At 30.6% G+C, this 23,704-nt stretch carries 22 protein-coding genes and 1 riboswitch; of the genes, 2 read left to right on the top strand and 20 right to left on the bottom strand.

All coding sequences use genetic code 11. From position 1 onward, the window contains the following. Positions 1-159 precede the first annotated feature (159 nt). Positions 160-1,407 (top strand): glutamate-5-semialdehyde dehydrogenase, encoded by a 1,248-nt coding sequence (locus tag QZ286_RS00700; protein ID WP_291255057.1) that lies wholly within the window; start codon positions 160-162, stop codon positions 1,405-1,407. Positions 1,408-1,500: 93 nt separating this feature from the next. Here QZ286_RS00700 and QZ286_RS00695 read toward each other — a convergent pair whose 3' ends face one another. The 6 genes from QZ286_RS00695 to ligA all read right to left on the bottom strand — a co-directional run bounded on the left by QZ286_RS00695 (position 1,501) and on the right by ligA (position 9,757). Continuing rightward, on the bottom strand, positions 1,501-2,310 hold the full coding sequence (locus QZ286_RS00695; protein ID WP_291255056.1) for an undecaprenyl-diphosphate phosphatase: 810 nt from the start codon (positions 2,308-2,310) through the stop codon (positions 1,501-1,503). Between the two features lie 12 nt (positions 2,311-2,322). Then, positions 2,323-3,321 (bottom strand): ADP-glyceromanno-heptose 6-epimerase, encoded by a 999-nt coding sequence (gene rfaD, locus QZ286_RS00690; RefSeq protein WP_291255055.1) that lies wholly within the window; start codon positions 3,319-3,321, stop codon positions 2,323-2,325. A gap of 10 nt (positions 3,322-3,331) precedes the next feature. Continuing rightward, positions 3,332-4,162: a PHP domain-containing protein gene (locus QZ286_RS00685; RefSeq protein WP_291255054.1), complete on the bottom strand. Its 831-nt coding sequence runs from the start codon at positions 4,160-4,162 to the stop codon at positions 3,332-3,334. A gap of 65 nt (positions 4,163-4,227) precedes the next feature. After that, the gene (locus tag QZ286_RS00680; protein WP_291255053.1) at positions 4,228-4,968 is read right to left on the bottom strand and encodes a hypothetical protein; all 741 of its coding nucleotides are present in this window, start codon (positions 4,966-4,968) and stop codon (positions 4,228-4,230) included. A gap of 12 nt (positions 4,969-4,980) precedes the next feature. Then, on the bottom strand, positions 4,981-7,662 hold the full coding sequence (gene secA, locus QZ286_RS00675; RefSeq protein ID WP_291255052.1) for a preprotein translocase subunit SecA: 2,682 nt from the start codon (positions 7,660-7,662) through the stop codon (positions 4,981-4,983). 85 nt (positions 7,663-7,747) lie between these two features. Further along, entirely contained in the window at positions 7,748-9,757 is a 2,010-nt protein-coding gene (gene ligA / locus QZ286_RS00670; protein ID WP_291255051.1) for an NAD-dependent DNA ligase LigA, read from the bottom strand. 146 nt (positions 9,758-9,903) lie between these two features. Here ligA and QZ286_RS00665 point away from each other — a divergent pair, with 146 nt between their 5' ends. Beyond that, the gene (locus tag QZ286_RS00665) at positions 9,904-10,842 is read left to right on the top strand and encodes a manganese-dependent inorganic pyrophosphatase (protein ID WP_291255050.1); all 939 of its coding nucleotides are present in this window, start codon (positions 9,904-9,906) and stop codon (positions 10,840-10,842) included. 49 nt (positions 10,843-10,891) lie between these two features. Here QZ286_RS00665 and QZ286_RS00660 read toward each other — a convergent pair whose 3' ends face one another. The 14 genes from QZ286_RS00660 to QZ286_RS00595 all read right to left on the bottom strand — a co-directional run. Then, positions 10,892-11,299 (bottom strand): type II toxin-antitoxin system HicB family antitoxin, encoded by a 408-nt coding sequence (locus QZ286_RS00660; protein ID WP_291255049.1) that lies wholly within the window; start codon positions 11,297-11,299, stop codon positions 10,892-10,894. Between the two features lie 40 nt (positions 11,300-11,339). Next, positions 11,340-11,522: a type II toxin-antitoxin system HicA family toxin gene (locus QZ286_RS00655; RefSeq protein ID WP_291255048.1), complete on the bottom strand. Its 183-nt coding sequence runs from the start codon at positions 11,520-11,522 to the stop codon at positions 11,340-11,342. Positions 11,523-11,593: 71 nt separating this feature from the next. Next, the gene (locus QZ286_RS00650) at positions 11,594-14,443 is read right to left on the bottom strand and encodes a DEAD/DEAH box helicase (RefSeq protein ID WP_291255047.1); all 2,850 of its coding nucleotides are present in this window, start codon (positions 14,441-14,443) and stop codon (positions 11,594-11,596) included. A gap of 91 nt (positions 14,444-14,534) precedes the next feature. Then, positions 14,535-14,807, bottom strand: a complete 273-nt coding sequence (locus QZ286_RS00645) for a type II toxin-antitoxin system YafQ family toxin (RefSeq protein ID WP_291255046.1) — start codon at positions 14,805-14,807, stop codon at positions 14,535-14,537. Between the two features lie 3 nt (positions 14,808-14,810). Beyond that, positions 14,811-15,086: a type II toxin-antitoxin system RelB/DinJ family antitoxin gene (locus QZ286_RS00640; protein WP_291255045.1), complete on the bottom strand. Its 276-nt coding sequence runs from the start codon at positions 15,084-15,086 to the stop codon at positions 14,811-14,813. A gap of 237 nt (positions 15,087-15,323) precedes the next feature. Continuing rightward, positions 15,324-16,007, bottom strand: coding sequence for a Fic family protein (locus QZ286_RS00635; protein WP_291255044.1), 684 nt, complete (start codon positions 16,005-16,007; stop codon positions 15,324-15,326). Positions 16,008-16,114: 107 nt separating this feature from the next. Beyond that, the gene (locus QZ286_RS00630; RefSeq protein WP_291255043.1) at positions 16,115-16,816 is read right to left on the bottom strand and encodes an energy-coupling factor transporter transmembrane protein EcfT; all 702 of its coding nucleotides are present in this window, start codon (positions 16,814-16,816) and stop codon (positions 16,115-16,117) included. Next, a complete protein-coding gene (locus QZ286_RS00625; RefSeq protein WP_291255042.1) occupies positions 16,803-18,218 on the bottom strand; it encodes an ABC transporter ATP-binding protein in 1,416 nt (471 codons plus the stop codon). Before QZ286_RS00625 ends, QZ286_RS00630 begins: the two co-directional genes overlap by 14 nt. Next, a complete protein-coding gene (locus tag QZ286_RS00620) occupies positions 18,211-18,795 on the bottom strand; it encodes an ECF transporter S component (RefSeq protein WP_291255041.1) in 585 nt (194 codons plus the stop codon). Before QZ286_RS00620 ends, QZ286_RS00625 begins: the two co-directional genes overlap by 8 nt. A 4-nt stretch (positions 18,796-18,799) precedes the next feature. After that, positions 18,800-19,408 (bottom strand): YkoF family thiamine/hydroxymethylpyrimidine-binding protein, encoded by a 609-nt coding sequence (locus tag QZ286_RS00615; protein ID WP_291255040.1) that lies wholly within the window; start codon positions 19,406-19,408, stop codon positions 18,800-18,802. Positions 19,409-19,448: 40 nt separating this feature from the next. Beyond that, positions 19,449-19,551, bottom strand: a riboswitch (TPP riboswitch). Positions 19,552-19,609: 58 nt separating this feature from the next. Further along, positions 19,610-20,662 (bottom strand): hypothetical protein, encoded by a 1,053-nt coding sequence (locus QZ286_RS00610; RefSeq protein WP_291255039.1) that lies wholly within the window; start codon positions 20,660-20,662, stop codon positions 19,610-19,612. Between the two features lie 8 nt (positions 20,663-20,670). Then, positions 20,671-22,104 (bottom strand): MBOAT family protein, encoded by a 1,434-nt coding sequence (locus QZ286_RS00605; protein ID WP_291255038.1) that lies wholly within the window; start codon positions 22,102-22,104, stop codon positions 20,671-20,673. A 19-nt stretch (positions 22,105-22,123) separates the two neighbouring features. Further along, a complete protein-coding gene (locus QZ286_RS00600; protein WP_291255037.1) occupies positions 22,124-23,206 on the bottom strand; it encodes a GDP-mannose 4,6-dehydratase in 1,083 nt (360 codons plus the stop codon). Between the two features lie 14 nt (positions 23,207-23,220). Further along, positions 23,221-23,704 (bottom strand): UDP binding domain-containing protein (locus QZ286_RS00595; RefSeq protein ID WP_291255036.1); only part of this gene is annotated, 484 nt, incomplete at its 5' end.

Here is a 23,704-nt window from a genome sequence, read left to right as displayed (position 1 = left end):
TTCACAAACAAGAAAATGCTAATATGTAGGATTCGTTGTATCCGAATTTAAGCCTTTGGAGAGTTATATAAAACGAAAGTAGCTACGGCAAAATCGGACTCTGAGAAGAAGGAAATAAACAAATTTCTATATTTTTATAGATTTTTGGCAACGGCAATTATGGGTTATATAGAAAAATTAGGAAAATCTGCAAAGGAAGCTGAGATACAGATAGCTCAGTTATCTACAAAAGTAAAAAATGAAGTGCTTCTAAAATCTGCTGATGCACTTTTAAAAAATTGTAATACTATCTTAGAAATAAATAAAAAAGATGTTGAAAATGCTATAAATTCAGGTGTTAAAAAAGCTTTTATAGACAGATTAACACTGACAGAGAAAAGAATTGAAGATATGGCTGATGGACTTAGACAGATCGCATCTTTAAATGATCCTGTTGGAGAGTTCACATATGGAAAAACTCTTCCTAATGGGCTTATAATTCAACAGAAAAGAGTTCCATTAGGTGTTGTAGCTATAATATTTGAATCACGTCCTAATGTTACTGCTGATGCTTTTGGGCTTTGCTTAAAAAGTGGAAATGCTGTAATCTTAAGAGGTGGAAAGGAAGCTATCAATACCAATATAGCTCTTGTAAATGTTTTTAAAACTGTTTTAAAAGAGTGTAACATTGATGAGAATGCAGTACAAATTCTAGAGGATACTAGCCATGATACAGCTAATAAACTTATGAAAGCTCACCAATATATAGATGTTTTAATCCCTAGAGGTAGTGCTAGACTTATCAATACAGTTATAGAGAATAGTACAATCCCTTGTATACAGACAGGAATTGGTAACTGTCACATCTTTGTTGATGAAAGTGGAAATTTAACTAAGGCTATTGATATAATTATAAATGCTAAAACTCAAAGACCAGGTGTTTGTAATGCTGTTGAAACTCTACTTATACATGAAAATTGTGCTAACTCTCTTCTTCCTAATCTTGGAAAAGAGTTAATAGCTAAAAATGTAGAGATCAGAGGAGATGAAACAGTTAGAAAATATATCCCTACAGCTCTTGTGGCTACTGAGGAGGACTGGGCTACTGAGTATGAGGACTATATAGTAGCTATTAAAGTTGTTAAGGATCTAGACGAGGTTATAAAACATATTGCTCAATATGGTACTAAACACTCAGAGTGTATAGTTACTGAAAACTACTCTAATGCTCAAAGATTCCTAAATGAAGTTGATGCTGCTGCTGTTTATGTAAATGCTTCTACTAGATTTACTGATGGTGGACAGTTTGGCTTTGGAGCTGAGATCGGTATCAGTACTCAAAAACTTCATGCTAGAGGTCCTATGGGATTAAAGGAACTTACTACTACTAAATATGTTATTATGGGAAATGGACAAGTAAGGGAATAAAGATTACTTTCATTAAAAAAATAAAGAGCAAGTATAGCCTAGCTAACTTGCTCTATTTATTTTCTCAATCTTTTTTACTATGATATTTTTATTTTAGATAAATAAAAATATCAATACTAATATTCCTAAAATTATTCTATACACTCCAAAAAAAACAAAGTCTCTTTTCTTTATATAGCCCATAAACCACTTTATTACAAGGTAGGCTACAACAAATGATACAAGTGTTCCAACTCCAATAAGTTGCCACTCAGTAGTTGTATAGTTCATTCCATTTTTTACAAGCTTAAGAAGAGTAGCTCCAAACATTGTAGGAATTGCTAAGAAGAAAGAAAACTCTGTTGCCAGTCCTCTTGATAGCCCCAACAATAAACTTCCAATTATTGTAGCTCCAGATCTTGATGTTCCTGGTATCATTGCCAAGCACTGAAAAAATCCGATTATAAAAGCAAACTTATAACTTAATTTTCCAAAACTATCAATCTTTCCAGCTGTTTTATAGTACTTTTCAATAACAATTAAAATCACACCGAAAAATATTAGAGTTGTTGCTACTACGAATACATTCCCCATAAAATACTCTGAAATGTAATCATCTAACAACAAACCAATGACAGCTGCTGGTAAAACTCCCACAATAACCTTTGTCCACAATCTAATTCTAGAGATAAGCTCCTTCCTATTTTTTACAAATGGTGTTAAAGTATCCCAGAAATAGATAACTACTGCCAATATTGCTCCCAATTGAACAATTATTAAAAAACTCTCCATAAACTTTGGTGAAAATCTTCCATCTCCAATAAACTTTTCAACCAATATCATATGACCTGTACTACTTACTGGAAGGAACTCTGTCATTCCCTCTACTATCCCCAATATTATAACTATTAAAAACAAATTCATCTATTTATCACCTTATAAATATGGATCTTCTTTTGATAAATAGTTTTCAACATAATCCTTTACTCCGTCCTCTAAAGATGTAAATTTCTTAGTATATCCTGCTCTTTTTAGCTTTTCCATACTAGCTTGAGTAAAGTATTGGTATCTTCCTCTTAAATCCTCTGGCATAGGTATAAACTCTATAACCTCTTCCTGTTTTAACTCTGGATTATTTGCTGCTGCTCTCATTGTAGCCATAGAAAGATCTAAGAAACTTCTAGCCTCTCCTGTTCCTATGTTGTATACTCCAGATTCAACTTTTTCAGTCAATAGATAGTATATTACATCTACAACGTCCTTTAAGTATACGAAATCTCTCAATTGCTCTCCATCTTTGAATCCCTCTTTATGAGATTTGAAAAGCTTTACTCCACCATTATCTCTATACTGATTGAATGTATGGAATACCATTGAAGCCATTCTTCCTTTATGATACTCTTGTGGACCATATACGTTAAAGAATTTTAATCCACACCATTGTTTAGGTGCTATACTCTGTTTAAATGCCCAATCATCAAATATTTTCTTTGAATATCCATATTTGTTTAGAGGTTGTAATTTTTTTAACTCCTCTACACTCACATCATCATTGTATCCTAATTCTCCACCACCATAAGTAGCTGCTGATGAAGCATATACATAAGGTATCTGTCTAGCTGCACAGAACTCCCATAATTTTTTACTATATCCATAGTTGTTGCTCATTAAGAAATCTCCATCTCTCTCAGTTGTTGCTGAACAAGCTCCCATATGTACAACTCCTGTTATCTTTTCAGCATTTGCTGAGTTAGATAGCCAATCAAATAGGTCATCTCTATCCACCCAATCAGCATAATCTCTCTTTCTTAAGTTAAGCCATTTCTCCTCTGTTCTCAGCTTATCTACAACAATGATATCATTTCTACCCATCTCATTAAGTTTCCATACCATTGCACTTCCTATCATACCAGCTGCACCTGTTACAATTATCATTTTTGCCTCCTTATTTATTCAAAAATCTTTTTATTCTTTCAAATTGAGAGTACTCTAAACCTGCATCACCAATATCTACACCCTCTCTATTATCTCCGTGAAAATCTGATCCCCCTGTGATTAAAAGGCCATATTTTTTAGCTAATTTTCTAAATTTCTGCTTCTCTGCTTTAGAAAATGAACTATATTGTGATTCTAAGGCATCTAAGCCACACTCTTTTAATCTTGCAATAAGATCATTTAAAATCTCATCATTCAAGCTTATTAACTTAGGATGAGCTAATGAAGCAAAACCACCATTTGCCTTTATCATTTTTACAGCTCTTTCTGGTGAAAAATTCTCCTTTGGAACATAAGCTAAACCTGTTCTTCCTAGATATTTTGTAAATGCCTCATTCTTATTTGTCACTATTCCTTTTTCTAAGAGATAATTAGCAAAGTGTAATCTACTGATTATATTTCCTGGTGCAAATCTCTTTAACTCCTCTATATCTATTATTATACCAATTTTTTCAAATTTTTCTATTATTTTTCTATTTCTTTTTTCTCTGGCCTCTTCTAGCTCTGCCAACTCCCTTAAAAATACCTCATCTTCGAGATTTAGATAGTATCCCAATACATGTACTTCCAGATTCTCTTCATTACAAGAGATCTCTATCCCCTCTATAAACTCCATTCCATATCTCTCTGCTGCTGCTTTTCCAGCCTTTACTCCTGCTACAGTATCATGGTCAGTTATAGCAAGAGCTATTACATTATTTTTCATAGCTCTCAATATTATCTCTTCAGGTGTATAGGTTCCATCAGATTCTAAGGTGTGAATATGCATATCAACGTCCATTTTTTCTCCTTGTAAACAAAAGGAGGAGATCACTTTTGATCCCTCCCCTGTTATAGTACTATTTTTTAATCATCCCATTTTTCTAAATTTGAAAAATACTCTGGATATGCTATATATAAAGCTTTAGCATTTACATTGTTCTTCTCAATAGCTGTAGTTGTTTCCTTAGCATCTATATTTGTTATTTTGATTACTCTATCTGAAATCTCTCTATTATACCAAGCTCTCTCGTCATAGAACTCATCTCTTTTTATAAATTTATTTAGTATCTTTCTTAATTTTTTAGTATCTTTTTCTGATAGGTCATCTTGTTTTGAAAAAGCTACTATCTCTTCCCACTCCTCTGGAGTAGCTACTTCATTTTTTATGTGACTAGATGGTGTATCCATCTTTATAAAAGACTCTCTTACCATTCTATCTACAAGTCCTTTAGGATTTTTTAAGTTCTCATCAGATAGGTAGAACTTTCTAGGTAATTTCTTATTATATTTATTTACTAAGTCTACAAACTTATCATAATCTTCATCTGTTATCTCACTAACATTTTTTTTCTCCAATGAAGTTAAGAAGTTAAAATCTTTTTCATTCATTTTTCCAGTTTTTCTTAAGTAAAATATTGGATTTTCATCTCCATACCAATCCTCAATTAAAGATTCACCCTTTACCACTTTAATTATAGTTTTATCCCACTCTTTTGCTGATTCCTTTGTTATTGAGTATTTTTGTTCCAAAGAACTTCCTTTATCTAGTGAACTACAAGATGCAAGTAATACTATGGCACAAATTCCTGTTAATACCTTTTTCATTATAAGCCTCCCTTATACTCTTCCACAACAGTTTTTATATTTTTTTCCACTTCCACAAGGACAAGGTGAATCTGGAGTTACCTCTTTTGTCTCTATCTTTTCCACTCCATTTTCATCCTCTAAAGTATACTCCTCTATCTCCTCTTCCTCATTTTTTACCTGAAGATTCTCCTCTTCATGTTGTTTTACAATAACTTTAAATAAGAAAGATGTTGCCTGTTCTTTTATAGTTTCTACCATTTGCTCATAAAGCTCACCTGATAGTATCTTATACTCTACTACTGGATCTTTCTGTCCATAAGCTCTTAAATATATTCCCTCTTTTAATCCATCTAGAGATTTTAAATGCTCTCTCCATCTTGAGTCTATAACTTCAAATAGTATGTATTTCTCAAGCTTTCTCATTAGATCTCTTCCAACTTTGCTCTCTTTCTCATCATATTGAGCACAGATATTATCAAAGATCTTCTTACTATAATCCTCTATACTCATTGACTTATACTCTTCTCTATCCTCTACACTATATCCATAAGTATCGTTTAAGTACTCTGCTAGACCTTGCATATCCCAATCATCTTTATACTCTCCAACAAATCTCTTTGCAACTTGAGAGTAGATAGTCTCCTGTAACATCTTGATTATGCTATCTTTTAGATCCTCTTTGCTCATTGCCTCGTTTCTACTATCATATATAGCAGTTCTTTGCTTGTTCATTACATCATCATACTCTAGTAGATTTTTTCTAATTCCAAAGTTTCTAGATTCTATCTTAGTCTGAGCATTAGCTATAGCCTTATTTATCATTGGGTGTGTAATAGGCTCTCCCTCTGGTAATCCCAATTTCTCCATAACAGTTTTTACTCTATCTGATCCGAATAATCTCATTAAATCATCTTCTAAAGATAGATAAAACTCTGATTCTCCAGGATCTCCTTGTCTTCCAGCTCTTCCTCTCAACTGGTTATCTATTCTTCTTGACTCGTGTCTTTCAGTTCCTAGTATGAAAAGTCCACCTAATGATTTTACCTTTTCTCCCTCTTCTTTACATTGAAGTTCATACTTCTTTAGAACAGAATCGTAGTTCTCGTTCTCTCTATCTCCAAGCTCTGCCATTGCCAAGAACTCTGGGTTACCTCCCAACATTATGTCAGTTCCTCTTCCAGCCATATTTGTAGCAATAGTTACAGCTCCATATCTTCCAGCTTGAGCTACTATTTCAGCCTCTTTTGCGTGATATTTAGCATTCAATACATTGTGTTTTATCTTTCTAGCCTTTAATAGTTCTGATAACTCCTCTGAACTTTTGATAGATATTGTTCCAACCAATACTGGTTGTCCCTTCTCATTAAGTCCCTCTATTCTCTTTATAATAGCTTCTATCTTCTCTTTTTTTGTCTTATACACTAAGTCAGCATTATCTTTTCTCTGTACAGGTTTATTAGTTGGAATAACAACAATCTGTAATCCATAAGTGTGTACAAACTCTGCTGCCTCTGTTTCAGCTGTACCTGTCATTCCAGATAGCTTGTTATACATTCTGAAATAGTTTTGTAATGTTATAGATGCAAGAGTTTGGTTCTCTCCAGCTATGTGTACTCCCTCTTTAGCCTCAATAGCTTGGTGAAGTCCGTCAGAATATCTTCTTCCCTCCATAGCTCTTCCTGTAAACTCATCTATTATTATTACCTGTCCCTCTCTCACTAGGTAATCTCTATCTCTCTTAAATAACTCTTTAGCTTTTAATGCTTGATTTAAGTAGTGAGTTAATTCCACATTTTCTGGTGAATATAGGTTCTCTATCTTTAAGAATTTCTCTACCTTTGCTATTCCTTTTTCAGTTAAGACTATGTTTTTAGCCTTTTCATCTACCTCATAATCTCCAATCTTTTCAGCAGGAATATTCATCTCTTTCTTTAATTTTGGATCTTTTATCTTTTCAGTCTCATAGCTTCTATTTAACATTGATACAACTTGGTAAAATACCTGATACCATTTTGTAGAATCCTCTGCTGCTCCTGAAATAATAAGTGGTGTTCTTGCCTCATCTATAAGGATTGAGTCCACCTCGTCAACTATACAGTAGTTTAGTGGTCTTTGAACCTTTTCATCCATAGATCCAACCATATTATCTCTTAAGTAGTCAAATCCAAATTCAGAGTTTGTTCCATAAGTTATATCTGCATTATAAGCATCTCTTCTCTCTCTTGTTGGAATACCATTTAAAATTACCCCTGAAGTAAGTCCTAAGAAAGAGTATAATCTTCCCATCATCTCTCTATCTCTTGCTGCAAGATAGTCGTTTACAGTGATTACATGGACACCCTTCCCTGATAGTGCATTTAAGTATACAGGACATGTAGCAACTAATGTTTTCCCCTCTCCTGTCTTCATCTCTGTGATCTTTCCTTCATGAAGTACAATTCCACCTATTAACTGTACATCATAGTGTCTCATTCCTAAAACTCTCTTAGATGCTTCTCTTACTGTGGCAAATGCTTCTACCATTATATCATCTAAAGTCTCTCCCTGAGCTAATCTCTCCTTGAATATAGCTGTCTTCTCTCTAAGTTGTTCATCAGTTAACTTTTCAAAATCTGGTTCTAAAGAGTTGATAGCAGCTACTATTTTTCTTATTCTCTTTACTTCCCTGTCATTCTTAGTTCCAAAAATTTTCTTAAAAATATTTCCTATCATTGATGTTCCTCTCTTCAAATTTTATTAGATATACTTCTTCAGAATATATGCTATCATAAATTCCCCTATTAGTCAAATAGAGATGCTATTTTTTACCACAGATCTCCATAAATTCCTCTTCACTAATTATGTTTACAGTGCCAAGCTCTTGAGCTTTTTTCAATTTACTTCCAGCCTTTTCTCCAACTATTAAGTAATCAAGATTTTTACTCACTGCTGAGAGGTTTTTTCCACCTAATTTTTCAATCTCCTCTTTTATCTCATTTCTTGTAAAGTTTTTCAAAGTTCCTGTAAATAGAAAAGTTTTTCCTGTAAATACTCTCTCTTCTTGAGGTAGCTCCTCTACTACCTCCTGTTCAAAGCAGATTCCGTGAGATTTCAGCCCAGCTATCAATCTTATCTTCTCCTCATCTCTAAAGAAGTCATATACAGCTTGTGCCATCTTATCTCCAATACCCTCTATTTGAGTTAGATCCTCCACACTCATCTCCATCAATCTATCTATATTTCCACTAGCTTGAGCCAGTAATTTTGCTGATGTTTTTCCAATAAATGGTATTCCTAAAGCACAAAGTACCTTTGAATACTCCCTAGTTTTACTGTTCTCTATTGCATTTAATAGATTATCTACACTCTTTTTACCCATTTTTTCCAATTTTTCTAAATCTTCTCTACGATTTTTTAGTTCGTAGATATCCACTATATTTTGTATAAATCCAAGTTTTAACATATTTTCTACTATCTTACTTCCAAATCCAGCTATATTCATAGCATCACGAGATACAAAATATATTAACTCTCCCTCTATTTTTCCAGGGCAAGTTAGATTAGGACACTTTATATCTACCTGCCCAGACTCTCTCTCTACTGGAGTATTACATATAGGACAAGTTGTTGGTTCACTTATAACCATCTCACTTCCATCTCTTAGCTCTCTGACAGACTTGACAACCTGTGGAATAATCTCAGCAGCTTTCTCTATAAATACACTATCTCCCACTCTGATATCTTTTCTCTCAATCTCTTGATAGTTGTGTAGACTTGCTCTTTTTACTCTACTTCCTGATAACTCCACCTCTTCAAGCTCTGCCACTGGTGTTATCTTACCAGTTCTTCCCACCTGCCAAGTGACTCCCAATATTTTTGTAGTTACCTGCTTAGCTGGAAATTTAAAAGCTATTGCCCATCTTGGACTTTTGGTAGTATTCCCCAATTTCTCCCAAAGCTCGATCTCATTTACCTTTATAACCATTCCATCTGTTTCGTAGTCCAGACTCTCTCTCTTTTCTCCCCAATACTCTATTCTTTTAATCAATTCAGATGAGTCTTTTAGAACTTCACATACACCTGTTGTTTTTATTCCCAATTTTGCAAGATAATCAATACTCTCACTATGAGTCTTTACTCCATAGTTTTGTGCATCTACCAAGAAATAGAAATAAGCATCTAATCCTCTCTCTTTTATTATCTTTGAATCTAGCTGTCTCAATGTTCCACTAGCAGCATTTCTAGGATTTGCAAAAACCTCTTCTCCAGCTTCTAATCTTCTTTTATTCAACTCTTCAAATTTTGATATAGGTAAGACTACCTCTCCTCTGATCTCTAGGCTCACACTCTCTTTTAAAACCTTAGGAATTGATTCTATCTCTAATATGTTCTCAGTTACATCCTCTCCTACTGCTCCATCTCCTCTTGTCACTGCTCTTACCAATCTTCCATTCTCATATTGAATACTTAGAGATAACCCATCCAGCTTTAATTCCAAAGCATACTCTATCCCCTTCTCCTCTGCCAAATTCTTCTTAACTCTCTCAATAAAATCAGATATATCCCCCTCATTATATGAGTTAGATAAGCTCAACATAGGTTTTTTATGCGTTACTTTTTGAAATTTTGTATCTCTTAAATTTGTAGCTCCTACAACTTCAGTAGGTGACTCCACACTCTTATACTCTGGATATTTCTCCTCCAATTCTTTTAATTCTACCAATAATCTATCAAACTCTACGTCTGATATAAGACTCTCACTGTTTGTATAGTAATAATCACTATATTTTTTTATCTTCTCTCTCAACTCTTCTATATACTTTTTCATCCTATCTCCTCTTCATACTTAATTTTCACCTATAATTATATCATATTATAGTGATAAAATTTCTCTTTTTTATAAATTTTCTATTCCTAAATTTTAAAAAAAATGGTATGATATGTAAGTAAATAAATGAATTTTAAGGAGGACTTATGAAACAAATTCTTGTTTTTGGACATAAAAATCCAGATACTGATTCAATATGTTCAGCAATCTCTTTTGCTGAATTAAAAAATGCTTTAGGAGTTAATGCTATTCCTTGTAGATTAGGAAATGTAAGCAGAGAAACTCAATTTGCTTTAGATCATTTTGGAGCTACTGCACCTCTATTTATAGAGAATGTAAATGCTGATGAAAATGGAAAAAAAGAGGTAATCTTAGTTGACCATAACGAAAAAGCTCAAACAGCTGATGGTATTGAGAATGCTAAGATATTAGAGGTTGTAGATCACCACAAATTTGGTTTGACTACTGATGAGCCTTTAAAAATTACTGCTGATACAGTTGGATGTACTTGTACTCTAATCTATAGATTATTTAAACAAGCTAATATCACTCCATCTAAAATGGCTGCTGGACTTATGATGAGTGCTATCATCTCTGATACACTACTTTTCAAATCTCCAACTTGCACACCTGAAGATGTAGAGGCTGTAAAAGAGCTTTCTAAAATCTGTGGAGAAGAGAATTTTGAAGATTATGGAATGAAGCTTCTAATTGAAGGAACTTCTCTTTCTGATAAAACTTCTGAAGAGATAATCACTATAGATATGAAAGAGTTCGATATGAATGGTAAAAAAGTAGCAGTTGCTCAAGTAAATACTGTTGATGTAGCTGGACTTTTAAATACTCAAGCTGATTTAGAAGCTGCCATGAACTCTATGAGTGAAAAATCTAACTATGATCTATTTGTTCTTGTAATAACTGATATTATAAAAGCTGGATCATATGTTTTAACAGTTGGAAAATGCCCAGAGCTTGTAGAAAAAGCTTTCAATGTAACTTTAGATAATAAGACAGCTTGGTTAGAAGGAGTAGTTTCTAGAAAGAAACAGGTAGTTCCTTTCATGCTAACTGCTAGCCAAAACTAATATAAAAGAGTGATTGTAGATAGTTTTCTATTTACTCTCACTCTTTTTATTATGATATCTCAAGTTCTTTTTTTAATGCTTTTACCAAAACTTGAGAGAAATTTATATTTTTTTGTGTTGCTAGTATATCTAACCAAGTTGGAATACTTAAAGTTTTTTTCTTGTATTCTAATTTTATTTTAGATTTTTCATAAGGTAACCACATATTTAACAATAGAATCTCTTGATTTCCTTTTAATTCTGTTTTTAATATATCTATACTACTTGCTTTTGGAAATTCAGTATTTTCATCTTCATAATCTAGAAGAGATAATGTAATAATTTCTTTTAAATCTTTTATTACTTCCTCTACACTATTACCATATGCTAAAAAATTATCTATCTTTAAATCAGGAACTCCACCATAAATCATTCCATCTTCATATGTTAAAATTATTGGATACATTACCTCATTCATTTTACTCACTCCTCTATTAGTTATTCGAGGAAGCAGGGTATTATTTCAACCCTGCTTGTTTTAAAATACTCATTACAGTTTTATCTGGTAAATCTTTTCGAGGATGTGGAACTGTAACTTTTCCTTTTTTAATTGGATGTACAAATTGATGATGACTACCAGCTATCGCTTTTAAAATCCAGCCATCCTCTTTGAGTATTTTAAAAAGGTCTTTAGAGCTCATTTGACCACCTCAAATTAATTTTACCATATTTTCAACACGTAGTCAATACGTATATTTTGCTGTTTTTTAATTTAAAATAGTTTTAATAGTTCATCTCTAGTTAAATTTAACAAACTCTTTTTCTCTCCATCTAATACTTCAGATATAATTTTAGATTTTTCAGCTTTTATCAAGTTTATTTTTTCTTCAATAGTACCTTTAGTTATCAGTCTATACACAGTTACACTATTTTTTTGTCCCAATCTATGAGCTCTATCTGTAGCTTGATTCTCGACAGAGGGATTCCACCAAGGATCAAAATGTATAACAGTATCTGCTCCTGTAAGATTCAACCCACTTCCTCCAGCTTTAAGTGAAATTATAAAAATATCTCCCTCTCCACTATTGAATCTTTCTACTAAATCCACTCTATTTTTGGCACTTGTTTTTCCATCTAAATATAGAATAGTAAATCTATCCTTCAACTCTTTCTTTATTATATCCAACATCTCTGTAAACTGCGAAAATAAAAGTACTCTATGACCATTCTCTTTAGCATTTTCTAACAACTCTATCAATACCTCTAGTTTTCCACTTCCCCCTTTGTACTCATCTAAGAATAACTTTGGATGATTGCACAGTTGACGTAATCTTGTTATATATGAAAGTATTTTTATAGCATCACTTGCATTCTCTTCAACCTCTTTTTTGTACTTTTCTTGGTATCCAAAGTATAATTTTTTCTGCTTGTCATCTAAGTCAATCAATATATTTTTTTCAATCTTTTCTGGTAACTCTTTTAAAACCTGTTTTTTAGTACGTCTCAAAATAAATGGTGATATAATCTCTCTAAGATTTTTTAAATTATCTATAAATCTATTTTTAAATGATGTATGTCCACCTAAATATCCTGGAAATACAAAATCAAATATGTTCCAAAGTTCTAAAATATTATTCTCTATTGGAGTACCCGTCAAAGCTATTTTTGTCTCTCCCTTTAAAGTTTTGACAATATTTGAAGTTTTTCCCAATATATTTTTTATATTTTGAGCTTCATCTATAACTATATTTGAAAACTCACCTTCATAGAGCTCTATATCATTTTTCAATATACCATAGGTTGTTATTAATACATCTCCCTTTTTTAATTTTTTTATAATATCTTCTCTCTCTTTTTTACTACCAACACAGATTTTTACTGATACATTTGGAGCAAATCTCTCAAATTCATTTTTCCAGTTATATGCAAGAGATTTAGGAGTTATAACAATACTTGGCTTCTCTCTTTTTTCCAAAGCTAAATACGATATAGTTTGTAAAGTCTTTCCTAGTCCCATATCATCTGCTAATATCCCTCCAAGTCCAAGTTTTTGAAGTGTTTTTAACCAGATTACTCCCTCTACTTGATACTCTCTTAGCATTGGAAAGCATTGTTTTATCTCCTCTTTCTCAGCTTGAGTTACTATGCTTTTTAATTTTTTATTCATTCTTTTAAACTCTTCATCTAAAGATATATTTTTTATCTTTTCCAAAGTAGATTTTATAAAATAAACATAGTTTCTCTCTCTAGAAATTATCCCACTCTCTATCTCTCTTGCACTAGCTTCAGTTATCTGTAACATCTCATTTAATCGTTCTAAATCTTCCAAGCCATCTAACTTTAAAATTCCACCATCTTTTAGAATATAATACTTAGATTTTTCTTTAACACTATTTAAAAAATCTTTTATCTCATTTTTATCTATTCCATCAATAGAAAAATTTATCTCTAAAATATCTGTAACTTTAGTTTGTATATGATAACTTGCCGTGCTATATCTTCTCTTTTTAAATTTTTCTGAATAGTATACTTCATACTCTGCTTTTAATTGTGGTAACCCTTCTGTTATGAAATTGTATACCCCTTCCATTGATTCTATATGATAACTGTTATCCCCAAAACTTTCACCATATTTTTCCATAATCTCTCTATACAATGAGCTAGTTTTTGTTTTATTATCATTTAATATTATCTTATCAGCAAATTCTACCTCATCTGCTCCATCATAATATCTCTTACTATAAAGTTTGAGACCAAACTCACCAAAAGAATCAATATATATCTTTTCACTTATATCTTTTGGAGTATACACTAATTTTTGTAGAGATGAACACAACTTTATCTTCCCTATTTTACTAATTTTTTCTATAAGAGGAAGAAGATTTGTAGAATCAAAACTTAAACCTTCTGTTTTATAATTTCTTAAAATTATATTCAATATTTCAATATCTTTTTTAGGTAATCTAAATATTTTACCATTGTATGAATATCTATTTACTAGATACTCTGCTCCTAAAATCTGATAATCAAATAGATTTTCAATCTTTAAATCAATTGCATTATTTTCTTTATCCTCTAACACCTCAATTTTTAATAACTCGTTCAATCCTCTATCAATAACTTCTATTTTTCCCTCTTCTTTTAAAAACTCTATAATTTTTTCTGTATACTCTTCCAATAGATAGAGACGCCCTCTCTCTCCAGCTCTCCAACTATTTTGTAACTCAGCATTTAAAGTATCATACTTACATAAATAATCCAATAGCTTCTTAGACCTATCTAAAAAATAATCTGTCTTAGGATTATATGTATAGTACTTTCCAAAGGAAAACTCTTCATTGAGCCTATAAGCAGTTAAAAATTTTGATAATTTACTATCTAATTTATATTTTTTATTTGGAGTTTGTAATTCCAGTGAAACCTTCAGACTAGGTATAGATTCCCAATAATTTTGATTTATAGAGGCTACTACTTCTATTTTAAGAGGTACTGTTCTGTTAGAAATCTCAGTTTCAAACAAATCTAAGGTATGCTTTTTCTTTTTAGTAACCATTCCCTCAAAAAATCTATTTTTATAAACAGAATCTACAGTTTTGACTTTTAAATCATCTAAAAAATCCAAAATATCCTCCATATTATTTCTTTAATTTTTTTACTATTATCATATTATTACCTGTGAACCTCTCCTACTTAGAGCTTTCAGCTTCATCTTCTTAAAATAAATCACTGTGAGTTCCTGTTCTTGATAAAGTAAGTATTAATTTTGATTTTTCAATTTTATATATAAGTAACCAATCTGGTCTAATGTGACACTCCATAAAACCACTATAGTTTCCTACTAGTTGATGATTTCTATACTTAGATGGTAATTCTTTTTCATTAGCAATTAACTCAATAACTTCTTTAAGTAAATTTAAATTATATCCTCTTTTTTTTAGAAGTTTATAATCTTTTTCAAAGACCTTAGTAGTTGTTATTTCTAACATTAACTAATCCTCCTTATCAAGTGCACTAAAAAGTTCTTCTGTAGTCTTATATGTAGGACGTTTAACTTTTCCAGCAATTATATCCTCTGTTTCTTCTATAGCTTTTATAGTCGTAATATCAAAATTTTCTAATTTTGTTTCAAATGGTAATCCACCCATTCTTATCATAGATTTTACAAACATATTAAATGCAGAAGACATACTTAATCCCAATTCATCACATATATGATTAAATACTTTTTTATCTTCTTCATTTATTCTAACATTAATTATTGCCATATTAATCACTCCTTTTTTATATACAATGTATAGATATATTATATACAAAAACTCTTATTATGTAGAGTGTAACACATATATTTCAAATAGTCAATATGTGCCAATACACTCTCATAATTTTGTTTCCAACTTTTTATACTAGCTTCTCTTAGATTCAAATTGAACATAACAAATAAGGATGAACCTCTCCTACTTAAAGCTTTCAGCTTCATCTCTTAACTAAAATTGAGCAAATAATTAACTTTCATTATTTTCTTTTGGAAATTGGATCCCATCAATACAATAATCATAAATAAAAGATTTTATACCAGACATATCATTAGTTTCATAAAATTTAATTAACATATCCCTAAATTTTTCTTGATGTTTTATCGGAATAGAAATAATACCTACTCCATTTTGAATCATAATTTGATTTCCTACCATCATTGCCGTTCTTTTATTTCCATCATAAAATGGTTGTGTTCTCATTAAATATAGCATCATAGTTAAAGCTCTATCTGTAGCATTTTCAATTTTAGAAATCTCATTCATATGTTTTTCAATTTCCTCTTTATTTGGAACTTCTGGTTTCCAATCAGTACCACCCATACTTACATCAGAAGTTCTTAATATTCCTGCAAGTGGAACTATATTATATTCCCCTACCAATTTATTTATTTGAGAAAGATATCTAAAATCTAAAGGATAATCTATATTCTCAATTGTAAATTGCCAAGCATGTTTTAAATTGACAATAGCGTTTATATCATTTATTCTCATACCATTAACTGCTAAGCCATCAAGAATAACCTCTGTTTGTGAATAAGTTACAACTATTCCCTCTAAATTTGCAGATTTCCATATATAATCTACTATATTTCTTTTTGCTACAAATATATTTTCATCTATTGTCATATTATATTTATTTTTTATTTCCATGGTTACTCTCCTTAATATACCTTTTTTGATATATTTGCTGATTAGATTATATCACTTTATTTTCTAATAAACAACAGAGCAATTCATGCTTCTAAGACTTTGTATTATCAATACACTCTTACAATATAGAGTGTAATAAGTGGCAATAGAACTACCAATATATAATCTATCATCTTTGTCTCCAGCTTTCTATACTGGCTTCTCTTAGCTCCAACCTGAAATCCCTTAGACTCCATAGCCATAGCAATATTTTCAGAAGATCTAATAGCTGTTACCAACATAGGTAACATAAATAGATTTTTCTTCACTCCTCTAGCCCTATAAGCATAGGTTATATTTCTATACTCATTTTTTACTATTGGTATAAAGTTGTAAGCTGCCATTATACCATAGGCAAACTTTTCAGAGAGTCTAAACTGTTGCATCAGACTCAAGATAAACATTCTAGGATCTGTTGTGTAGACAAATAGAAACCCAAGTCCAGCATAAGCTAGTATTCTAGCTGCCAACTGTAGACCACTCTCAGCACTCTCCATTACTACAACAATCTTAGTCATATCTGTTATATCTGTAGTAGCACTCTCATTTCCATAGAAATACCCAGTAAAGAATACTCCCAAAGCCATTATAATTACTGGGAGAAAAGAGATACACAATCTTTTTATACTCACTTTAGATAGTAACATTAAAATTAGACATATTAAAAATACAGATATATTAACATAGTAATTGTATTCAAATGAAAGGATAAGAGAGATTAAAAATATAGTTAATCCCTTGAATCCAGGATTTAATTTAGATGTATTCAACTCTCTTCAACTCCTTGTCTTTAAATTCATATATATAGTCAGAATACTCTGCCACTAAGTCTATATCATGTGAGACTAAAACTACACTCAATCCCTCTCTACTCTTCTTCTGAAGAAACTCCATAATCTCTCTACTTGTCTTGTTATCCTGCCCATATGTAGGCTCATCACAAAGCAGTACTCTCTGCTCTCCACACAACATAGATAGAACAGCCAATTTTCTCTGCTGTCCTTGACTAAGAGAATAGGGAGAAGTATTTCTATACTCATAAAGGTTAAACTCTTTTAGTAAGTTTTCTGCCCTCTCTCTATTTCTTTCCTCATTTTTATCCACTCTAGTCAAGCTAAAAATTATCTCATCTATCACCCTATAAGTTAAGAATTGGTTTTGAGGATTTTGAAAGACAATTCCCACCTCTTTCAATACCTCTCTCTCTTTTAGCTTTTTAAACTCTTTTCCATCATAAATATAGCTACCATCTCGGTATCTCTCTATCCCACACAGAGTATTTAAAAGAGTACTCTTTCCACTTCCACTCTTTCCAATAATCGAAGTGATCTTTCCTCTTGCTATTTCAAATGTTAGCCCTTGAGCTAGGATATTATCCCCATAGCTTAGCTTCAACTCTCTTATCTGAGCTATACACTCTTTTTTATCCTCTTCAATATATCTCTTTTCTCCTATGTCACATCTATCCTCTAAGGCTTCAACTCCTCCAGCAGATATTTGACATCCCTTATCCAAAAGGATCAACTTGTAATCCACTCTCTCCCATAGACTTATTCTATGATCAATGATTATAAGGGTTGTACCATAAGTTTTATTCAGCTCTAGAAGTATCTCTATTATCTCTTGAGAGGACTCATAATCCACATTGGCAAAAGGCTCATCTAAAACTATTACCTCAGAATTCAGAGCAAGTATAGAGGCTAGAGCCACCTTCTGCTTCTCTCCACCAGATAGTGTTGTCAATCTTCTCTCCTTCAAATGCAAGATTCCACATCTCTTTAGTACTTCCTCTACCTTCTCATCCATTTTTTCCACTGGATAGTTGATGTTCTCCAATACAAATATGATCTCCTCTTCTACACTCTCCATACAAAATTGTGTGTCACTATTTTGAAACATCATACTTATCTTCTTAGCTCTCTCCTGCAAGGGTATACTCTCTATACTCCTCTCTTCTAGATATATACCTCCCCCTGTCAATACCCCTTTGTTAGCTGGATAAAGTCCTGTCAATAGATAGGCCAGGGTACTCTTACCACAACCTGAGTATCCACTGATTAGGTATATTTCTCCTTTAACAAAAGAAAAAGAGAAGTCTTTGACTATCTCTCTTTTTGATCTTTCTGAATATTTAAAAGTTATATCCTTGCAGAGTAATATCTCCTTACTCATTTATCTCTTCCTGTCCTAAGCTATAGCTACTTAAAGCTCCAGTTTTTGCCAATTTTTCAGCTAAAACCTTAGATAGAACCCCAGCAAAAAGTACAGAACTTATAGCTCTCACTACAAACATTCCCAATAGATACATAGGTGTAAATTTTGAGAATCCACCTCTTACATATCCCCATACAAAACTGAATATACAAGCAAATAGAGCTGCTAAACACATATTTTTCATTGAGAAATCTCTATATTTTCCCTTGGCAAATACAAGCTCTGGTCCCATTCCTTGAATTATTCCAGATAGGATAACTATTGGTCCAAACATATTTCCCATTATTACCTCTATAACTGCAGATAAAACCTCAGCTACCACTGCTACTCCAGATCTCTGAATGATATATGGTACAAATGTAGATGCCATAAACCATACTCCAAATACAATCTCATAAGCATATGGTGCAAATCCAAATGGTGCTAGTACAGTTGCTAAGAAGTTAGCAAAATATACTCCCCATAGGTAGATAAATGAAAAAACTACTGAAAAAATACAAACCATTATTACATCTTTTAACTTCCAATTAAACATCTAATTACTCCTTTGTTGGACTATTTACTGATATAGTCACTTGTAAAATATAGTGTGATAAATGATCCTCTCCATACTTGAAGATCTCCTCTAGAGTGTCAAATACATTGTGTACATCTCCCTCTAATATAGATACATAGTGAGAACTCTTGCTAAATACACCTCTGTCTTTTGCCAACATAACAACCTTTGCTATATGCTCCATATAGTCCTCTTCTCCCATAGGATAAAAAGAGATTTTACTAACTACATTGAAGTGCTTATCCTTTATTCTCTCCTCATTTACTCTCTCATCATCTACTTCCATAAATGAGTCTGCATCAGTATCTCCAGGACACCCCTTTGAGAATGTAGCTTCTAGTGCCATATGTATATCCTCTCTATAGGCATTTACAAACAGTCCTTTGACTACATCAAATACGTGAACTCTCTTTCCTCTCACACAAGTACTCAACTTATCAGTTTGCTTCCAAACCTTGCTTGTATCAGTGTTTTCTAGTCCACCTAAGATAACATCTACAAATTTATCACTCATTGGATATAGGGAAAATCTAGCTCCAGATACACCTTTACTAGCTCCTCCTATACACCATAAGCAATCTTTTAATCCCATAAAAAAATCCTCCTTTAATTACAAAAGGAGGAAATACTTATATATTTTATTATTTACTCCTTTCGTTGGTACTAACCAAATCAAGTTCAATGAGTTTAGAGTATATACTCAATCTCAGCCATATGGCTCCTCAGTAAATTTTATTTAATTACAGATAATAATATATCATTATTATTGTATTTTGTCTAGAAGTTATTTTTGCTAATTAAAAATTGAATCATAATCATAATTTAAATAAAACTCTTTATTCTTTTCTAAATACTCTTTATAGTTCTCTTTTGTCAACCTATATTCTTTTTTAGAAATCCAATCTAATATCTTATCATTTATTGTGTAAATATAATGCCCTGCATCTTTGTAATTATCCAAATTAGTTATTAAATCATAATTATTAAAGAATGAATATAGTTCTATATTTGGCACTTCTAAAATCATTTCAATCATTATTTTTTCTGCTTCTAATTGCTTTAAAATCTCTCCGCTTTGATTAATAGAGTCCCAATAAACAATACTATATGGAGTTATAAAATATATAAACTTAGTATTAGGATATTGTAGTGGAACATCTAGTACATTCTTCTGAATATTTTCTCTAATTATTTCAATATCAGCTTTACTTAATTTTTCTATCTCTATATTCTTTTTCTCTCGTTTATAACCCTTTAAAATAATATTTTTTCCAAATGTTTCATCTCTCCAACTACTATAATCATCAAAAGAAGTTGTTTCTCTATTTTTTAAAGTATTAAAAACTACTCCACCTAATCCTTTTAAAATTAATTCTTTATTAAATAAGTATTTATAATCATTTAACAAATTATCATCATAAAGATATGTTGGATATTCTTTGTATTTTTGTTCTTTAAAATTTTTATTTATAGCTCCATAATCTAATCCTCTTAATATTATTTTAGTATTTTTTCTGTCTTTTAAAATTACTTCTATATTATCATTTATTTCCCTATAAGTTGCTCCTGCAAATGGTATTTTAATAGAACTAACTTTAAATAATTTATCAAATTGTGAACTTCTAAAATTTTCCGTCATTGAAGTTCCTATTATCACACCATTATAATCAAAATATTTTATAATTCCATTATTTATATATCTTTGATTCATTAATCTATATTTAAAATATTTTAAAGGTTTATGATAATGAAAATACGGATCTATAATTATCATAGTACTTCCTATCATAATTAATATTAAAATAATACTTGCTATATTTAATATAAAAAATCTTTTATTATTCATTTTCTCTCCTAAAAATTAAAATAAAGAAATGTACTCATATTATTTAATGAAATTATCGAAAATATTATATAAACAATTATCTCTAAATATATTTTTAAACTATTTTTATATACTTTTATTTTATTCAAACTATTACTAAATTTTATAACAATAATAATAGATAAAAATAAATAAAAAATACATTCATATGTTCCCAATCTTCCATTAGTATATTCTATAAAAAACTCTATATCTCCTTGTGGAATATATAAAATATCCTCTTTTATATTAAACATTCCCTTTATTACTTTTAATGCATCTGCTACTGTTGTTGCTCTAAAAAACACCCAAAAGATATTTACTAAATTAATTGTTATAAACCAACCTACTAATTTATTCAATTTTCTTCCACTATTTTTCCATATTCTATGAATCAATATACATATTCCATGTAACATTCCCCAAATTATAAAATTCCAACCTGCTCCATGCCATATACCACTTGCCAAGAATACTATGAATAAATTCCTTAATGTTTTTAATTCTCCTTTTCTATTTCCTCCTAATGGAATATATAGATAATTTGTCATAAATCTACCTAATGTCATATGCCACTTCTTCCAAAATTCCTGTATATTAGTTGATTTATATGGTGAATTAAAGTTTGCTGGTAATACTATATTAAACATCAAAGCAATCCCTATTGCCATATCACAATATCCACTAAAATCAAAATATAATTGTAATGTATATGATATTGATGTTAACCATGCTTCTATAAAATTTAATTTATCCATCATATCAAATCCTGCATTGGCAAAATTTGCTATTGTATCTGCTATTATTACTTTCTTTGCTAATCCTATAGAAAATACATATAATCCTCTATTCATATTTTCCCAATTAATTTTTTTATTACTTTCAGCTTCAAATTGAGGTAACATCTCTGTTGGTAATACTATTGGTCCTGCTATTAACTGTGGAAAAAATGTTACAAATAAACAATAATCTAAAAAATCATAAATTAAATGATATCTTTTATACATATCTACTACAAACGAAAGTTGCTGAAATGTAAAAAATGATATTCCTAATGGTAACATTATATGTAATAGATGAAAGTTGCTCTTAAATACTATGTTAATATTCTCTACAAAAAAATCATAATATTTAAAATACCCTAATATTCCTAAATTAAATATAACTCCAAATATTAATAATATCCTTCTTTGAACTATATCTACTTTGTTATTTGATAAACGTTTTCCTATAAAATAGTTTATTAAAATTGATATAGCTATAAGTATTAAATACATTCTATTAAAATATGAATAAAAATATAGTGAAGCTATTACTAACCAAGCTTTAGCACATTTATTTTTATTATATCTATTTAATAAAAAGTATATTACCAAAGTAATTGGTAAAAACAAAAATATAAACTCATATGAATTAAATAGCATATAATTCCTTCCTTAATTTTTATATATAAAACTCTTTATACCATTTTGCAAACCTTCTCAATCCTTCTCTTAGAGATGTTTGAGGTTTAAAATTAAAATCTCTTTCTAAAGTACTTACATCTGCATAAGTTACTGGTACATCTCCAGGTTGCATTGGTACTAATTTTTTATGAGATTCAAAATTATAATCTTTAGGTAATATTCCTTCATTTAATAACTCTTCTTGTAATATAGTTACAAAATCTAATAAATTTTCAGGATTATTGTTTCCTATATTATAAATTGAATATGGTGGTATAGGTAATCCATCTTCCCCTACTTTTCTCTCTGGAGCTTTTTCCATAACACACTTTACTCCGTATACTATATCATCTATATAAGTAAAATCTCTTTTACAATTTCCATAGTTAAATATTTCTATAGTTTCATTATTTTTTAACTTATTTGTAAAGCCAAAATATGCCATATCAGGTCTTCCTGCTGGGCCATATACAGTAAAAAATCTAAGTCCTGTTGAAGGAATATTATATAATTTAGAATAACTATGTGCCATTAATTCATTTGATTTTTTAGTAGCTGCATATAGCGATACTGGATTGTCTACTTTATCTTCAACTGAATAAGGTACTTTTTTATTACTTCCATACACTGATGAAGATGATGCATACACAAAATGTTCTACTCCCTTAGCCCCATTATCATAACTATGTCTACAAGCTTCTAAAAGATTATAGAACCCTATCATATTACTTTGAATATATGCATCTGGATTAATGATACTATATCTTACTCCTGCTTGTGCTGCTAAATTTACTACAATATCTGGACTGTATTTTTTAAATATCTCATCTATTATCCCTTTATCAGCAATATCTCCTTTTATGAAGTGATAATTTGAACTACTATGTTTTTTTACTTCCTTCTCTATTTCAGAAAGTCTCCATTCTTTTATGCTAACATCATAATAGTCATTTAAATTATCTATTGATACTATATTTATACTTTCTATCTTTTTCAAAAGTTCCAAAATTAAATTTGAACCTATAAATCCAGCCCCACCAGTTATTAATATAGTTTTTCCATTTAATTCTATATTTTGCATATCTATCACCCTTTTTAATCTCTTTTAAATATATCTCTAGTGTATACTTTATCCTTTACATCATCTAAACAACTATCGTATCTATTAGCTACAATACTTTGACTTAATTTTTTAAATTCTTCTAGGTTATTTACTATTTTACTTCCAAAGAAAGTAGTTCCATCTTCTAAAGTTGGCTCATAAATTATTACTGTAGCTCCTTTAGCTTTTATTCTTTTCATTATCCCTTGAATGCTACTTTGACGGAAGTTATCACTATTACTTTTCATTGTTAATCTATAAATTCCTATTACTATCTCTTTTTCTTTTGAAGGATCAAATGAACTATTAGCTTCATATGCTCCTGCTATCTCCAAAACACGATCAGATATAAAATCTTTACGAGTTCTATTAGATTCTACTATTGCACCAATTACATTTTGTGGTACTTTATCATAATTAGCTAATAATTGTTTTGTATCTTTAGGTAAACAATATCCACCATATCCAAATGAAGGA

This window comes from Fusobacterium sp. (assembly GCF_019012925.1).
Classification (GTDB): domain Bacteria; phylum Fusobacteriota; class Fusobacteriia; order Fusobacteriales; family Fusobacteriaceae; genus Fusobacterium_A.
The sequence above is the reverse complement of the archived record's forward strand: the minus strand, read 5'-3'. Positions and strand labels throughout refer to the sequence as shown.

Excerpts from the sequence above, each read along its gene's own strand:
- QZ286_RS00700 (WP_291255057.1), top strand. The coding sequence starts at position 160 with ATGGGTTATATAGAAAAATTAGGAAAATCTGCAAAGGAAGCTGAGATA.
- QZ286_RS00695 (WP_291255056.1), bottom strand. The coding sequence starts at position 2,310 with ATGAATTTGTTTTTAATAGTTATAATATTGGGGATAGTAGAGGGAATG.
- rfaD (WP_291255055.1), bottom strand. The coding sequence starts at position 3,321 with ATGATAATTGTAACAGGTGCAGCTGGTATGATAGGAAGTGCAATGGTA.
- QZ286_RS00685 (WP_291255054.1), bottom strand. The coding sequence starts at position 4,162 with ATGGACGTTGATATGCATATTCACACCTTAGAATCTGATGGAACCTAT.
- QZ286_RS00680 (WP_291255053.1), bottom strand. The coding sequence starts at position 4,968 with ATGAAAAAGGTATTAACAGGAATTTGTGCCATAGTATTACTTGCATCT.
- secA (WP_291255052.1), bottom strand. The coding sequence starts at position 7,662 with ATGATAGGAAATATTTTTAAGAAAATTTTTGGAACTAAGAATGACAGG.
- ligA (WP_291255051.1), bottom strand. The coding sequence starts at position 9,757 with ATGAAAAAGTATATAGAAGAGTTGAGAGAGAAGATAAAAAAATATAGT.
- QZ286_RS00665 (WP_291255050.1), top strand. The coding sequence starts at position 9,904 with ATGAAACAAATTCTTGTTTTTGGACATAAAAATCCAGATACTGATTCA.
- QZ286_RS00660 (WP_291255049.1), bottom strand. The coding sequence starts at position 11,299 with ATGAATGAGGTAATGTATCCAATAATTTTAACATATGAAGATGGAATG.
- QZ286_RS00655 (WP_291255048.1), bottom strand. The coding sequence starts at position 11,522 with ATGAGCTCTAAAGACCTTTTTAAAATACTCAAAGAGGATGGCTGGATT.
- QZ286_RS00645 (WP_291255046.1), bottom strand. The coding sequence starts at position 14,807 with ATGTTAGAAATAACAACTACTAAGGTCTTTGAAAAAGATTATAAACTT.
- QZ286_RS00640 (WP_291255045.1), bottom strand. The coding sequence starts at position 15,086 with ATGGCAATAATTAATGTTAGAATAAATGAAGAAGATAAAAAAGTATTT.
- QZ286_RS00635 (WP_291255044.1), bottom strand. The coding sequence starts at position 16,007 with ATGGAAATAAAAAATAAATATAATATGACAATAGATGAAAATATATTT.
- QZ286_RS00625 (WP_291255042.1), bottom strand. The coding sequence starts at position 18,218 with ATGAGTAAGGAGATATTACTCTGCAAGGATATAACTTTTAAATATTCA.
- QZ286_RS00620 (WP_291255041.1), bottom strand. The coding sequence starts at position 18,795 with ATGTTTAATTGGAAGTTAAAAGATGTAATAATGGTTTGTATTTTTTCA.
- QZ286_RS00615 (WP_291255040.1), bottom strand. The coding sequence starts at position 19,408 with ATGGGATTAAAAGATTGCTTATGGTGTATAGGAGGAGCTAGTAAAGGT.
- QZ286_RS00610 (WP_291255039.1), bottom strand. The coding sequence starts at position 20,662 with ATGAATAATAAAAGATTTTTTATATTAAATATAGCAAGTATTATTTTA.
- QZ286_RS00605 (WP_291255038.1), bottom strand. The coding sequence starts at position 22,104 with ATGCTATTTAATTCATATGAGTTTATATTTTTGTTTTTACCAATTACT.
- QZ286_RS00600 (WP_291255037.1), bottom strand. The coding sequence starts at position 23,206 with ATGCAAAATATAGAATTAAATGGAAAAACTATATTAATAACTGGTGGG.